The organism is Bacillus sp. 0909A (assembly GCF_036765115.1).
Lineage (GTDB): Bacteria > Bacillota > Bacilli > Bacillales > Bacillaceae > Bacillus > Bacillus mojavensis.
The window spans coordinates 1-14,147 of record NZ_JBAIZU010000009.1; the positions used below are offsets into that span (position 1 = coordinate 1).

General features: G+C 43.4%; 15 protein-coding genes. All 15 read right to left on the bottom strand.

Annotated features, from left to right (window positions below; all coding sequences use genetic code 11):
- Positions 1-275 precede the first annotated feature (275 nt).
- The 15 genes from lysS to hpt all read right to left on the bottom strand — a co-directional run bounded on the left by lysS (position 276) and on the right by hpt (position 14,145).
- A complete protein-coding gene (lysS, locus tag V6D42_RS19735; RefSeq protein WP_333514334.1) occupies positions 276-1,775 on the bottom strand; it encodes a lysine--tRNA ligase in 1,500 nt (499 codons plus the stop codon).
- 91 nt (positions 1,776-1,866) lie between these two features.
- Positions 1,867-2,868, bottom strand: coding sequence for a tRNA dihydrouridine synthase DusB (gene dusB, locus V6D42_RS19740; protein ID WP_333514335.1), 1,002 nt, complete (start codon positions 2,866-2,868; stop codon positions 1,867-1,869).
- A gap of 13 nt (positions 2,869-2,881) precedes the next feature.
- Positions 2,882-3,100 (bottom strand): helix-turn-helix domain-containing protein, encoded by a 219-nt coding sequence (locus V6D42_RS19745; protein WP_010332728.1) that lies wholly within the window; start codon positions 3,098-3,100, stop codon positions 2,882-2,884.
- Positions 3,052-3,555, bottom strand: coding sequence for a 2-amino-4-hydroxy-6-hydroxymethyldihydropteridine diphosphokinase (gene folK / locus V6D42_RS19750; protein WP_333514336.1), 504 nt, complete (start codon positions 3,553-3,555; stop codon positions 3,052-3,054). Before folK ends, V6D42_RS19745 begins: the two co-directional genes overlap by 49 nt.
- The gene (gene folB, locus V6D42_RS19755; RefSeq protein WP_326227639.1) at positions 3,552-3,914 is read right to left on the bottom strand and encodes a dihydroneopterin aldolase; all 363 of its coding nucleotides are present in this window, start codon (positions 3,912-3,914) and stop codon (positions 3,552-3,554) included. The genes folK and folB overlap by 4 nt, the downstream gene beginning before the upstream one ends.
- Complete coding sequence (gene folP, locus V6D42_RS19760; protein WP_333514337.1) at positions 3,907-4,764, bottom strand: dihydropteroate synthase; 858 nt, start codon at positions 4,762-4,764, stop codon at positions 3,907-3,909. Before folP ends, folB begins: the two co-directional genes overlap by 8 nt.
- A gap of 14 nt (positions 4,765-4,778) precedes the next feature.
- Complete coding sequence (gene pabC, locus V6D42_RS19765) at positions 4,779-5,627, bottom strand: aminodeoxychorismate lyase (protein WP_010332724.1); 849 nt, start codon at positions 5,625-5,627, stop codon at positions 4,779-4,781.
- Positions 5,627-6,211 carry an aminodeoxychorismate/anthranilate synthase component II gene (pabA, locus tag V6D42_RS19770; RefSeq protein ID WP_168746768.1) on the bottom strand — a complete coding sequence of 195 codons (585 nt, stop codon included), beginning with the start codon at positions 6,209-6,211 and terminating at the stop codon, positions 5,627-5,629. The genes pabC and pabA overlap by 1 nt, the downstream gene beginning before the upstream one ends.
- Positions 6,212-6,224: 13 nt before the next feature.
- Positions 6,225-7,634, bottom strand: coding sequence for an anthranilate synthase component I family protein (locus V6D42_RS19775; protein ID WP_333514338.1), 1,410 nt, complete (start codon positions 7,632-7,634; stop codon positions 6,225-6,227).
- Positions 7,635-7,796: 162 nt separating this feature from the next.
- On the bottom strand, positions 7,797-8,723 hold the full coding sequence (cysK, locus tag V6D42_RS19780) for a cysteine synthase A (protein ID WP_333514339.1): 927 nt from the start codon (positions 8,721-8,723) through the stop codon (positions 7,797-7,799).
- A gap of 75 nt (positions 8,724-8,798) precedes the next feature.
- The gene (locus V6D42_RS19785) at positions 8,799-9,692 is read right to left on the bottom strand and encodes a peptidyl-prolyl cis-trans isomerase (protein ID WP_333514340.1); all 894 of its coding nucleotides are present in this window, start codon (positions 9,690-9,692) and stop codon (positions 8,799-8,801) included.
- A gap of 48 nt (positions 9,693-9,740) precedes the next feature.
- Entirely contained in the window at positions 9,741-10,616 is an 876-nt protein-coding gene (hslO, locus tag V6D42_RS19790) for a redox-regulated molecular chaperone HslO (protein WP_010332719.1), read from the bottom strand.
- An 11-nt stretch (positions 10,617-10,627) separates the two neighbouring features.
- On the bottom strand, positions 10,628-11,404 hold the full coding sequence (locus V6D42_RS19795; protein WP_010332718.1) for a type III pantothenate kinase: 777 nt from the start codon (positions 11,402-11,404) through the stop codon (positions 10,628-10,630).
- 187 nt (positions 11,405-11,591) lie between these two features.
- On the bottom strand, positions 11,592-13,505 hold the full coding sequence (ftsH, locus tag V6D42_RS19800) for an ATP-dependent zinc metalloprotease FtsH (protein WP_010332717.1): 1,914 nt from the start codon (positions 13,503-13,505) through the stop codon (positions 11,592-11,594).
- Between the two features lie 97 nt (positions 13,506-13,602).
- Positions 13,603-14,145, bottom strand: a complete 543-nt coding sequence (gene hpt / locus V6D42_RS19805; RefSeq protein ID WP_010332716.1) for a hypoxanthine phosphoribosyltransferase — start codon at positions 14,143-14,145, stop codon at positions 13,603-13,605.
- Between the last annotated feature and the right edge of the window lie 2 nt (positions 14,146-14,147).

Here is a 14,147-nt window from a genome sequence, read left to right on the forward strand (position 1 = left end):
TATAATAAAACTTGAATTAACAGGTACGTTTTGTCTTGTTTAGTTTTCAAAGATCATTTTGTCACTTCGTTTAAGCGACTTTATTATTATAACTCTTTGTCTTATTGAAGTCAATAACTTTTTTGAAGTTATTTTTTTGTCATCGCCTTGTTTAGCGGCAACGAATAATAATATACCACCTTGTAAATAATAGTGCAATAGTTTTTTTGAAGAAAAACCAAAGGAATTATAAAAGAGCGTCATCCTTCTATTAGAAAGGTTGACGCTCTTTAACATTAGCGCTGTCTCATTTGCGGGAATAACAGTACATCTCGGATCGAAGGTGCATTCGTAAGCAGCATGACGAGGCGATCGATTCCGATGCCTAAGCCTCCTGTTGGCGGCATGCCATACTCCAGGGCTTCAACGAAGTCTTCATCCATTAAATGAGCTTCATCATTACCCTCTTCTCGTTCTTTTAATTGGGCTTCAAAACGCTCTCTTTGATCTATAGGGTCATTTAGCTCTGTGAATGCATTTGCATGCTCACGGCCTACGATAAACAGTTCAAAACGGTCTGTGAAGCGCGAGTCCTCTGGATTTTTCTTAGCAAGAGGAGAAATTTCTACTGGATGCCCATATATAAACGTCGGCTGGATAAGCGTTTCCTCGATTTTTTGTTCGAAGAATTCGTTTATAATATGGCCCACTGTCATAGAGTCTTTAATCTCTACACCATGCTCTTTTGCATATTCACGGGCCTGCTCAACAGTTACCTCTTCCCAGAAGTCAACGCCTGTCGCTTCTTTGACTGCGTCAACCATATGGATTCTTTTCCACTCAGGTTTCAGTTCGATTTGCTCTTCTCCGTATTGGATTGTCGTCGTGCCAAGCACTTCTTGTGCGATATGCGCGACAAGGTTTTCAGTTAAGCTCATGATATCTTTATAGTCAGCATACGCTTCATATAATTCAATCATTGTGAATTCTGGGTTATGGCGTGTAGAGACGCCTTCATTACGGAAAACACGGCCGATTTCATATACTTTTTCTAAACCTCCGACAATCAAGCGTTTCAGATGCAGTTCAATCGCAATACGCATGTAGAGCGGAATATCTAAAGCATTATGATGGGTAATGAATGGACGCGCGGAGGCTCCCCCTGGAATGCTGTGCATAGTTGGTGTTTCTACTTCTAAGTATCCGTGATCATCAAGGTATCTTCTCATTGCTTGAATGATCTTGCTTCGTGTGATGAACGTATGTTTGCTGTCCGGATTTACGATAAGATCCAGGTAGCGTTGACGGTAGCGCTGCTCAACGTCTTTTAAACCATGATATTTATCCGGCAGCGGACGAAGCGCTTTTGTCAGCAAATCAAATGATGTTGCTTTTACAGACAGTTCGCCTACATTTGTTTTGAACACTTTTCCTGTTACGCCGATAAGGTCACCAAGGTCGGAAGATTTAAAGATTTCATATTGATCGTCACCGACACTGTCTTTTCTAACGTAGATTTGAATTTGACCTTCTAAATCCTGAAGGTGCGCGAAGCCGGCTTTTCCTTTACCGCGCTTTGTCATCATACGGCCTGCGATTGTGACTTCAATCGCTTTTTCTTCTAACTCTTCTTTCGTTAGATTTTGATATGCCGCAATAATTTGCTCAGATTGATGAGTTCTTTCAAAACGTGCGCCGAATGGATCGATGCCGTTTTCTCTCATCTGATTCATTTTGTCGCGTCTGACTTGCAGCTGGTCGTTTAATTCTTCATGATTATGCTCTTCTTGACTCATTGTTATCACTCCATTACAGATATTGTCTCATGAAAAAAGCAGAAAAACTGCCAGCATAAAACTGGCAGTGAGCAGCAAATAGAGGTGAGTATTATCCTACTTTTGCGTCTTGAAGCCCTTTTGCCTCAATTTCAACAGTAAATGCATCTAAAAGCTGTACAAACTCTTCTCTTGTCTCGCAATGATTGATTCCATTACGAACCTCCGCATTGCCTCTTACGCCTTTCAGATACCACGCAGCATGTTTTCTCATTTCTCTTACCGCTACATTTTCACCTTTTAAGTTAATCAAGCGGTCAAGATGCAGTTTGCATACCGCCATTTTCTCACGTACTTGCGGCTCTTCTTTTAATTCACCTGTTTCAAGGTATTGAACTGTACGGTAAATCATCCACGGATTGCCCAGTGCGGCGCGACCGATCATGACACCGTCCACTCCTGTCTCATCAAGCATACGCTTAGCATCCTGCGGCGTCTTGACATCGCCGTTTCCAATGACCGGAATCGATACAGACTGTTTTACTTCTTTGATAATATCCCAGTTTGCAGTTCCTTCGTACATCTGCACTCTCGTACGGCCATGAAGCGCAACTGCTTTTCCGCCCGCACGCTCAACAGCCTGTGCGTTTTTCACGGCGAAAATGTGGTCTTCATCCCAGCCCATTCTCATTTTCACTGTAACTGGTTTATCAACGGCATCTACTACTGCAGCAACCATTTCGTAAATCTTATCAGGATCCAGAAGCCATTTCGCTCCCGCATCGCATTTTGTAATCTTGGGTACCGGGCATCCCATGTTAATATCAATGATATCAGCAGTTGTGTTCTGGTCTACAAACTTCGCCGCTTCCACAAGGGTTTCCTTTTTTCCTCCGAAGATTTGAAGGCTGAGCGGTTTTTCACGTTCATCAATATAAAGCATACCCATTGTTTTGGCATTGTTGTAAAGGATCGCTTTGTCGCTGACCATTTCAGCGCATACCAATCCGGCTCCGAATTCCTTTACAGTCAATCTGAATGCTGAGTTGCAGACACCAGCCATAGGGGCCAGCACAACCGGATTTTTCAATTGAATATCACCGATTTTAAACATTTTTCCCCTCCTTTCATTTGTTATTATTTTCTGGCGGTGCTAATTCGTCCGCGCTTATATTTAAAACATCTGCTGCACTGTGAATGATGGCAGCTGACGGCAATCGGTTTCCGCGTTCAATTTCGCCGAGAATAGAAACTGATATACCTAATGCTTTTGCAAATCCTTCTTGAGTATAACCTTTCAGCTTTCTGAATGCACGAATTCGTCTACCCCAGATTTCTGCTTCCATACTCTTACACCTTCTTGGTCGGTTTCCGCGCTTTTTGCCTCTTTTTCAACCCGCTTGCATATTTCCGCAAGCGGCGCAAGGACAAATAAACGCTCATACATTCTCGGATGCGGAACAATTAGTTGCTCTGTTTCAATATTTTCACTATTAAACAGTAAAATGTCAAGGTCTGCCGTCCGCGGGCCCCATCTGACTTCTCTCGTCCTGCCCAATTCATTTTCTATATGCTGAGTTAGCTCAAGGAGCTGAAACGGATTCAGCGACGTCTCGATTTCAACTGCCATATTTAAAAATTCATCTTGAGCTTCGTATCCGACTGGGTCTGTTTCGTAAATAGAAGACACTTTTGTGACTGTTACTGCCTCATGGTGATGGAGCATCTCCACCGCTCGCCGTAAATACGTTTCTCTATCTCCAATATTAGATCCAAGTGCAATATAAGCGATATTGTTCATGATTTTTTTCTCGTGATTTCTATTGCTACTGATTTATAGTGGCCGGGAATGGGCGGATCTGGCTTAATCACTTTTACAGTACATTGCTGTACCTGATGAAATTTCTTCAGGACAGTGTCCGCAATACGTTCTGCCAGTGTTTCCACCAGTTTCACAGGCTCACCTTCGACGATATCTTTACATACATGGTAAAGCTCGGCATAGTTAATGGTTTGCTCAAGGTCGTCTGTTTGTCCCGCCTTGCTTAAATCCAATTCTGCAGTTAAATCGACTTTAAAACGCTGTCCGAGCTTGTTCTCCTCTTTAAACACACCGTGATAGCCATAAAACTCCATGCCTTCTACGTAGACTTTATCCATGATGCATCCCTCCCTTATTCAGCATTGCATCCATCATTTTTGCCATTCTTGCTATTTGTTTTACATCATGGACTCTCACAATGTCACAGCCCTTTTGAATGCCTAGACACACAGTTGCACCTGTGCCCTCAGTCCGCTCCTCAGGAGGAAGATCCAGCACGCGGCCGATAAATCTTTTTCGGGAGGTTGCAAGGAGAACCGGATAGCCAAGTCCGCTGAAAACCTCTAGCTTGTTCATGACTGCCAGATTATCGTGATAGTCCTTCGCAAAACCAATACCGGGATCGAGGATAATGTTCTTCTCCTCTACACCTGCTTCAACAGCAATCTTTACACTTTCCATTAAATCTGACAGCATATCCGGTATTAAGTCGTTGTAGTTTCTTTCTTTGCGGTTATGCATGAGAACGATTGGAACATTGTGTTCAGCTGCGACAGAAGCCATTTTGGGATCATACTTCGCTCCCCAAATATCATTGATAATCGAAGCGCCGGCTTTAACAGCTTCATCGGCGACAGAAGCCTTGTACGTATCTACAGAGATCGGCACTGCCAGCTCTTTTGTAATCCGCTCAATCACAGGAATTACTCTGGCCATTTCTTCGTCCTCGGACACATATTCGGCGCCGGGTCTTGTCGATTCGCCTCCGATATCAATGATATGCGCCCCGTTATCAATCATCTCTTTCGCGTGCAACAGGGCCTTGTCCAGGCTGTCATATTTTCCGCCATCCGAGAAAGAGTCAGGCGTTACGTTTAAAATACCCATCACCAGCGTCTTTTCTTGATATGATAATGCGCTGGGTTTGGTATGGATTACTTGTGTTTGGTCTATCGTTTGCTGCGCCATTCTCTTCCTCCCTGTCATGAATTCATGTTCTTTATTTCTTGGTGGTATAGCGTTTGTAAAGCGGAAGTTATTTCTCCGTTTCTGCCCGGATAGGTCACTTCTTCTATTTGAGAGAACGGAATAATCTCAAGAACCGAGTTGGTCATCCATGCTTCATCTGCCGTCAAAAGGGCTTCAAGCTGGTAGCGGCCGGTTTTGACATCCATTCCTATTCTCTTAGCGTTCTCCATGACAAAACGTCTCGTGACGCCGTCAAGAATTCCGGTATCAAGTGATGGTGTATAGATACAGCTGCCTTTTCTCCAGAAGACATTCGAAATGATGCCCTCTGCTACAGCGCAATCCTCCGTTAAAAAGATCCCTTCAAACCGCGGATCATTTCCGATCTCCCGTTTCGCATACATATTATTTAGATAGTGATGAGATTTTAACCGGAACGGCCCCTCCGGTGTGTTTCTCCGTATCGACAAAACCTTCCCTTCCTTTTGCAAAGGAAGACTTTCTGGTTTTAGCTGGTTAACAAAACATAAGACAGTCGGCTTATCGTAAGTTTGAGCAGCGAAGCCTTTATCACTGATGCCGGCTGATATGTTCAGCCTGACGCGGGCATTGCCGTCTTTGATATCATTCAGCCCGAGCAGCTTGTCCAGCATCTCAATAACCTCTTGTTTTGTCACAGTGTACTCGATCTGCAGATCCTTAAGTGCGCGTTCAAGCCGTTCTAAATGCCAATCAAGCAGGAACGGTCGCCCTTCATAAAGCCTGAAAGTCTCAAAAACACCGATCCCATATAAAAAACCATGGTCAAAAGGAGAAAGAACTGCATCTTTCTCCTCTATAAATCGGCCGTTTACATATATCATCACGCAATGACTTCCTTGCGGTACGTTTCAATAAAATTTCTGAGCATTTCTTTTCCAAAGGAAGTCATAATAGACTCTGGATGAAATTGAACGCCTTCTATCGGAAGGTCATTGTGCCGTATAGCCATGATTTCCCCCTCTTTCGTTTGTGCCGTTACTGTGAAACAGCTTGGCAGCGTTTCAGACTTTACGATCAGTGAGTGGTATCGTGTCGCTACAAGCGGGTTTTGCAAACCTTTAAAGATCGTCTTGCCGTCATGCTCGATTTCTGAGGTTTTTCCGTGCATCAGCCGCTCTGCTCTGACCACGTCTCCGCCAAACACCTGTGCGATAGACTGATGTCCGAGACATACGCCAAAAACGGGAATTTTGCCTGCGAAGTGTTTAATTGCTTCAAGGCTGATCCCAGCTTCATCAGGACTGCACGGTCCGGGTGAAATCATTAAGAAATCAGGTGAAAGCTCTTCAATTTGCTCGATTGTGATATCGTCATTGCGTTTTACAATCAGCTCTTCTCCAAGCTCGCCCAAATACTGCACTAAGTTGTACGTGAAAGAATCATAGTTATCAATCATTAAAATCATTTCTCTGCTCACCTCATCTAATTTTTGTCTCTACTTCGCTCAGCTCTAACGCCTTTTGCATCGCAAAAGCTTTTTTGAATGATTCTCTGTATTCATGCTTAGGGACAGAATCAATCACAACTCCTGCGCCGGATTGCATAAACGCCTGCCCTCCGGTTGCATAAATGGTTCGGATCACGATATTAAATTGAAGATCCTGATTATACCCAAACCACCCTATAGATCCAGTATAAAGCCCACGGCGTGTCGGCTCAAGTTCTTCTATAATTTCCATTGTCCTTACTTTAGGCGCACCTGTAATCGTCCCTCCAGGAAATACAGCATGAATAATATCGACAGCGTCGTATCCACCCTGAAGTTCACCTTGGACATTAGACACAATGTGCATGACGTGGGAGTATTTTTCAATTGCCATGAATTCATTGACCCGCACTGATCCGTAACGGGAAACTCTGCCCAGATCATTTCGTTCTAGATCAACCAGCATGACGTGCTCAGCGCGTTCTTTTTCATTATGGATCAATTCGTTTGCGAGCGCTTCATCTTCCTCATCCGTTTTCCCTCTGGAACGAGTGCCTGCAATCGGTCTTGTCTCTAACAGTTTGCCCTTTTTACTGACAAGAAGTTCAGGAGATCCGCAAATAATTTGGAAATCTGGTGTTTCTAAATATGCCATATACGGAGAAGGATTCACTTCTCTCAGCTTTTTGTAGATTTCATACGGGTGAGCAGACAGTGTCTGCGACTGCCTGATCGATAGGTTAACTTGAAAAACATCTCCGCTGGCAATGTATTGCTTGATTTTATCTACAGCTTGAGAAAAGCCTTCTTCAGTAAATGGCGCTGCAAAGGAACCGTCAGCTGTATATGTCATCTCTTGTAACGGCTCACCGGGATGCTCAGTCAGCCACATATGTTCGAGCTGGGACAGCTTTTCGTCCGCTGATTCGTTCTCGTCATTTACATGGGTGACCAGCCAAAGAGATTGTTCTTCATGGTCATAGACGGCTATATCATCAAAGACAAGAAAATAGATATCAGGTGTCTCCAGGTCATCTAATGAGAGCATTTTAAAGTTTTCAATGTAGCGGGCGTAATCATAGCTAAGAAACCCGATTGCCCCGCCTTGAAAATCTGGGAGCTCGTGATCTGTTTCTGTTTCCAGCGTTTTAAACCAGCTGTGGAAGGCGCGTAATGGATCACCTTCTTCAAACAGCATCTCATCCCCATGCTTAATGGTTGTAATTCCGTCTTTTCCCTTTACAGTCGCAATTGGATCAAGACCGGCTATACTGTATCTGCCGCCTCTCGCACTTTCAAGAAGCACGTGCTGTTTTCTGGATTGTGAAAGTTTCTCATATTGCTGCAAGAATGAATCTTTTTGAAAAGGTACTTTTCTGCCTGCCGGTCTGCGTTGTGCCATTTATATCATTCCTCTGTTTTCTTTTTCTGCTTTTTTTATTGTAAAGCAATATCATGAGTGAAAAAAGTGAATTTCTCTTCCAAGAATAAGATTCGTCGCGGACACGGCATATTTGATGCACAAATAAAAAAACTCCCGGGCACCGGGAGTTTGTCGGATTTTTTAATCGAATTGATACAGCGGCGTACTCAAATAACGTTCGCCGTTACTCGGAATGATAGCTAATACTTTTTTGCCCTTTCCGAGTTTTTTCGCTACTTGAATAGCAGCATAAATGGCCGCACCTGATGAGATGCCTCCGAGAATTCCTTCTTCACGTGCAGCTCTGCGCGCATATTCAAATGCTTCTTCATTCTTCACAGGGAAGATTTCATCGTATACTTCAGTGTTTAAGATGTCAGGCACAAAGCCAGCTCCGATTCCCTGAATCTTGTGGGGGCCTGGTTTTCCTCCTGAAAGCACTGGGGAATCTGACGGTTCAACAGCGTAGATTTTGACGGAAGGATATGCTTCCTTCAGGACTTCACCCGCTCCTGTAATCGTTCCGCCTGTTCCGATTCCTGCTACAAATGCATCAAGCTGGTCATCACCGAATTGCTCAACAATTTCTTTACCTGTTGTTTGGCGATGGATTTCAGGGTTTGATGGATTGTTAAACTGCTGCGGCACGAAGTATCCGTGTTTTTCTGCAAGCTCTTCCGCTTTCTTAATGGCACCTTTCATGCCTTCCGCACCCGGCGTCAGCACAAGCTCAGCACCATACGCGCGAAGAAGGTTGCGGCGCTCCATGCTCATTGTGTCAGGCATAACCAAAATCGCTTTTAAACCTTTAGCTGCAGCAACCATTGCCAGCCCAATTCCTGTATTACCGCTTGTCGGTTCAATGATTGTATCGCCAGCTTTTAAAGTCCCTTCTTTTTCAGCGGCTTCAATCATCGCTAAACCGATACGGTCTTTTACACTGCTTCCAGGGTTCATGTATTCAAGCTTCAAATATACATCCGCACTGTTTTCATCAACAAGGCGATTTAATTTAACGATTGGCGTATTCCCTATTAATTCAGTAATGGAGTTTGCTACACGTACCATTCTCGACACCTCAATTTCCGACTATTTGTATTGGTATTATGTATATAATCTATCAATTTCAAAATTTTTTGTCAATCATTTAGTTCTTTTTTCCCCATAGAACCAAGACACGTCAGCTTCTTTCCAAAGCGATTTTACAGTGGCTTTATCACCTAACTGATCCATGGCGATCTGCCGTTTAATCTGATTCTTCACTTCTTCGTATGAGAACGTTCTCGCATTTAACTTTTCTTTCAGTTGAATAATCGCATAGCCGTTGTTTACCTTGATCGGTTCGTCTGACCATTCATCTTGTTTTAGTGTCTTTGCTTCTTCAATGTATGATGACGGAATGTTGTCTGATGCTTCAGTGACAAACCCTAAATCTCCGCCGTATGGTGACGTATATCTGTCTGTGGATCGTTCCGCCGCAACAGCTTCAAAGCTTGAGCCGCCTTCAAGCTCTTTTAAAACTTGTCTGGCTTCCTCTTCATCCTTTACAACAATATGCCGAATACGATACGAATCATCAAACTGATACAGCTCTTTATTTTGATTATAAAATGATTTCATTTCTGTCTTTGAAATATCAATATCCCTTGTTAATAATTCTTCAAGAAGAATATTATAGCGAATTTGGTCTTTCCACTCTTTTTCAGTTGTATGCTCGTCTTCGTAAAATGAATTGTTTACCGCCTTAATCAGCAGAAATTCCCGATCAATTTCGTTCTTAGACACTTTGAGATCGTTCTTTTCTGCAAGCTGCTCAACCACGCGGACATTGATCATATCTTCAAGTGTTGATTTTCCGTATTCATCTTCCATTTCCTTCAGCCATTCTTCTCTTGTGACGCTTTTGCCTCCAATAGTAGCAATGGACTCGTTGGACGGGGAAGCGCTGGCTTGAGATTTCGTCAGTGTGTATGCTACCGCGATACAGCATACCAGCAGCGCGCCCCAAATGATTGTCCAGATTGTTCTTGATTTCAAATTTACTGTCAGCCCCTTTTCTTAAATTCAAAAAACCCGCTAAAGAGCTTAGCGGGTCGTTTGGTCTCGAAGCTCTTCCAGCTCTTCTTTTGTAAATAAGTACTTTTCATTACAAAAATGGCATACTGCTTCGGCTTGACCATCTTCTTCTATCATATCTTGAATTTCTTTTTTGCCTAGTCCTAAAACGGCTGTTTCAAAACGCTCTTTTGAACAAGGGCAATGGAATTTAACAGGCATGTTCTCCAAAATCTCAGGCTTTTCTCCTAAGACTTCTTCCAAAATTTCTTCCGGTGTAAGCCCTTTTTGAATCAGTTTAGAAATAGGTTCTACTACAGATAGACGCTGTTCAATTTTTGTGATGGTTTCATCATCTGTTCCCGGAAGAAGCTGAAGAATAAAACCTCCTGCCGCCAAAATGGTATTGTCAGGGTTAACAAGCACGCCGACACCTACAGATGAAGGAACCTGCTCCGATGATACTAGATAGTACGTGAAATCTTCTCCCAGTTCTCCGGAAACAATTTCTACTTGCCCTGTGAAGAATTCGCGCAGGCCTAAATCTTTTACAACACTTAATGTTCCATCTGTTCCGACAGCTCGTCTGACATCCAGCTTGCCGTGTTCATTCAAATCAAAATGAACATGCGGGTTTGAGACATATGCCCTGACTTCCCCTTTAGCATTCGCATCAGCAACAATCGCGCCGATTGGCCCGCCGCCTTCCACTTTCACTGTCAGCTTATCATCACCTTTCAGCATAGAACCAAGCATTAGTGAAGCTGTCATTGTACGGCCCAGTGCAGCGGATGCTGTCGGCCATGTATCATGCCGTCTCTGTCCTTCATTCACCATATCAGTTGTCCTTGCAGCATACGCGCGAACTTTTCCGTCATATGCCAGTGCTTTTACTAAATAATCCATTACAAAACCTCCTATACACTTCCCACGCGGTTTCGTTCATAAATCAATTCCAGCCCTTTTAGGGTTAAGAATGGGTCAACGATGTCTATACAATCTGATTCGTTTGCGATTAATGGAGCAAGGCCGCCTGTCGCAATGACTTTCGGTTCTTGTTTTGCCTGCCATTTCATTCGTTTTACGATTCCTTCCACTTGGCCGACATAGCCAAATAAAATTCCTGATTGCATCGCGCTTACAGTGCTTTTTCCGATAATATTGTCAGGCCGGGCGATTTCAATACGCGGAAGCTTTGCGGCACGTGAGTACAGCGCCTCTGTCGAAATTGTAATTCCTGGCGCAATCGCTCCGCCCATATATTGTTTGTTTTCATCGATATAACAGTACGTTGTGGCTGTACCAAAATCAACAACAATCAAAGGATTGCCGTATAAGTGAATTGCCGCAACAGCATTAACGATTCTGTCAGCTCCGACTTCTTTCGGATTGTCGTACTTTATATTTAAACCGGTTTTCATACCAGGACCGACAATTTGCGGTTCGATATGAAAGTATTTTGTGCACATTCTCTCTAACGAAAACATGATTGGCGGCACAACTGAAGAAATGATAATGCCTTCTATTTGTTCAAACATGAGACCGGAGTGATCAAATAAAGAGCGCAGAACCATCCCAAACTCATCTTCTGTTTTATGCCTGCTTGTTTCTATACGCCAGTGATATTCTAATTCACCATCATGATATACACCAAGTACAGTATTGGTGTTCCCCACATCAATAACAAGTAACAACCTCTATCACCACTTTTGAATAGTTTCTCTATCATTACTTTTACAAACATTCTACAATACCATACACGATCGGCGGCTCATTTGTAAACAAATCGGTACTATAATTGGCTGATTGAAAAGGGGCAGCAGAGGCGTGATTCACATAAAAAAACTGCCAGCATCAGCCGGCAGTTTTTATCAGAAAGCGTTACTCTTTTGTATCGTCTTTCTTTTCTTCTGTTTTTGACAGAATGTTTACTTTCACATCATCGTTCTTCTCATCATCTGAGAACTTACGCTCAGGCAATGTTCCGTGATCGACAAGGTGTTTGATTTGTTCGGCATCCAGTGTTTCAACTTCCAGAAGCGTCTGAGCAATCAATTCAAGCTTGTCACGATTTTCTGTCAGGATTGTTTTCGCACGCTCGTAACACTCTTTGATAATGCGCTGAATTTCCTGATCAATTTCGTATGCAATTTGATCACTGTAGTTTTGTTCGTTGTTGAAATCACGGCCTAGGAATACCTGGCCACCCTGAGACTGTCCAAATTGCAGCGGTCCCAGTTTTTCTGACATACCGAATTCTGTAACCATTCGTCTTGCAATATTCGTTGCACGCTGGAAGTCATTGTGTGCTCCTGTGCTGACTTCGCCAAAGATAATTTCTTCAGCAACACGTCCGCCCAAGAGACCGACAATTTTATCAAGCAGCTCCGGCTTTGTCTGGAAGTAACGGTCTTCTCTTGGAAGCATAACTGCATAACCGCCAGCCTGACCCCGAGGAACTATCGTTACTTTATGAACCATGTCAGCCTCATCTAAAACGAGTCCGATAACGGTGTGTCCGCCCTCGTGATATGCCACGATATTGCGTTCTTTCTTCGAAATGACGCGGCTTTTCTTAGCTGGTCCGGCAATAACACGGTCCGTAGCTTCATCAATGTCGCGAGCATCGATTTTTTTCTTGTTTTGACGAGCCGCCACAAGAGCAGCTTCATTCAATAGATTTTCTAAGTCAGCGCCTGAGAAACCAGGTGTTCTCATGGCAATCGATTTCAGGTTTACCGTTTCATCCAGCGGTTTGTTTCTCGCATGGACTTTCAATACAGCTTCACGTCCAATTACATCTGGGCGGTCCACTGTGATTTGACGGTCAAAACGTCCCGGACGGAGTAAGGCTGGGTCCAAGATGTCCGCACGGTTCGTTGCGGCAATGATGATAATTCCTTCATTGGCACTGAATCCGTCCATTTCTACAAGCAATTGGTTGAGCGTCTGTTCACGTTCATCGTGTCCGCCGCCGAGACCCGCTCCACGCTGGCGTCCGACTGCGTCAATTTCATCAATGAAGATCAAACAAGGCGCATTCTTTTTTGCGTTTTCGAACAAGTCACGCACACGGGAAGCACCGACACCTACAAACATTTCAACGAAATCAGATCCGCTGATGCTGAAGAATGGCACACCGGCTTCACCGGCTGATGCTCTTGCAAGAAGTGTTTTACCGGTACCCGGAGGTCCGACTAAAAGCACACCTTTAGGAATTCTTGCGCCAAGCTCGGCAAACTTGCGGGGATCTTTCAGAAATTCAACAACTTCCACGAGTTCTTGTTTCTCCTCGTCTGCCCCTGCAACGTCTTTAAATTTGACGCGTTTCTTTTCCTCTGTATATAGCTTCGCCTTACTCTTACCAAAGTTCATGACACGGCTGCCGCCGCCTTGAGCTTGATTGAGCAGGAAGAAGAACAGAATAAAGATAATGACAAATGGGATGATGGTCGTCAGGAACGTCACCCATCCGCTTGTTTCTTGAGCGGGATCAACCTTTACATCTGTCTTTTTTAAGGCATTAAAGATCTGGTCTGCTCCCTTTCCTTCAGGAACATGAGTCAAAAAGTATTGATCCTTGTCGTAATTTTTCAGCTGTCCTTTTACCTCATAAACACCTCTGACAGGCTGAACCGACACGCTATCAACTTTCCCGTCATCCAGGTTTTTGATGAACGTGCTGTACGACATATTTTCTGTTTTCGGATTTGAGGTCTGGAAGTAGCTCACAACCCCGATTACTACTAATAAAATAAGTAAATAAAAAATGGTATTACGGAAGACCCGATTCATTCCTTACCTCCTCCCACAGTAAGCACAACTATGTTCAATAGTACCATAGAAAATCATTCCAATACAACCAATAACCATCTCGGAAGCAGGCTGCCGATCAGCTTTCATAAACTGCCGGTTTTAACACTCCGATATAAGGCAGATTGCGATAGCGCTCAGCATAATCAAGTCCGTAACCCACTACAAACGCGTCTGGAACTTTAAAGCCGACGAAGTCTGCTTTAATGTCCGCTTTTCTTCCGCTCGGTTTATCCAAAAGGGTAACAATCTTAATTGATTTTGCTTTACGGTATCGGAAGAGCTCTACTAGATAACTTAAGGTTAACCCACTGTCGATAATATCTTCAATAATTAAGATGTCCCGGCCCTCTACAGATGTATCCAAATCTTTAATGATTTTTACTTCTCCAGATGAAACCGTGGAATTTCCGTAGCTTGATACATCCATGAAATCCATTTCCAAATATGTATCAATATGTTTCAGAAGATCCGCCATAAAAGGAAGAGCTCCTTTTAATACACCAATTGCCAACGGAAATTTATCTTGGTACTCGCTTGTTAAGTCTGCACCTAACTCTTTTACTTTCTCTTGTATCTCTTCCTCTGAGATCAGAACTGTTTCAATATCATGTTTCATCATGA

Excerpts from the sequence above, each read along its gene's own strand:
- pabC (WP_010332724.1), bottom strand. The coding sequence starts at position 5,627 with ATGATATATGTAAACGGCCGATTTATAGAGGAGAAAGATGCAGTTCTT.
- V6D42_RS19775 (WP_333514338.1), bottom strand. The coding sequence starts at position 7,634 with ATGGCACAACGCAGACCGGCAGGCAGAAAAGTACCTTTTCAAAAAGAT.
- V6D42_RS19745 (WP_010332728.1), bottom strand. The coding sequence starts at position 3,100 with ATGGAAGCAGAAATCTGGGGTAGACGAATTCGTGCATTCAGAAAGCTG.
- lysS (WP_333514334.1), bottom strand. The coding sequence starts at position 1,775 with ATGAGTCAAGAAGAGCATAATCATGAAGAATTAAACGACCAGCTGCAA.
- pabA (WP_168746768.1), bottom strand. The coding sequence starts at position 6,211 with ATGATTTTAATGATTGATAACTATGATTCTTTCACGTACAACTTAGTG.
- folB (WP_326227639.1), bottom strand. The coding sequence starts at position 3,914 with ATGGATAAAGTCTACGTAGAAGGCATGGAGTTTTATGGCTATCACGGT.
- cysK (WP_333514339.1), bottom strand. The coding sequence starts at position 8,723 with ATGGTACGTGTAGCAAACTCCATTACTGAATTAATAGGGAATACGCCA.
- folK (WP_333514336.1), bottom strand. The coding sequence starts at position 3,555 with ATGAACAATATCGCTTATATTGCACTTGGATCTAATATTGGAGATAGA.
- hslO (WP_010332719.1), bottom strand. The coding sequence starts at position 10,616 with ATGGATTATTTAGTAAAAGCACTGGCATATGACGGAAAAGTTCGCGCG.
- hpt (WP_010332716.1), bottom strand. The coding sequence starts at position 14,145 with ATGATGAAACATGATATTGAAACAGTTCTGATCTCAGAGGAAGAGATA.
- folP (WP_333514337.1), bottom strand. The coding sequence starts at position 4,764 with ATGGCGCAGCAAACGATAGACCAAACACAAGTAATCCATACCAAACCC.
- ftsH (WP_010332717.1), bottom strand. The coding sequence starts at position 13,505 with ATGAATCGGGTCTTCCGTAATACCATTTTTTATTTACTTATTTTATTA.
- dusB (WP_333514335.1), bottom strand. The coding sequence starts at position 2,868 with ATGTTTAAAATCGGTGATATTCAATTGAAAAATCCGGTTGTGCTGGCC.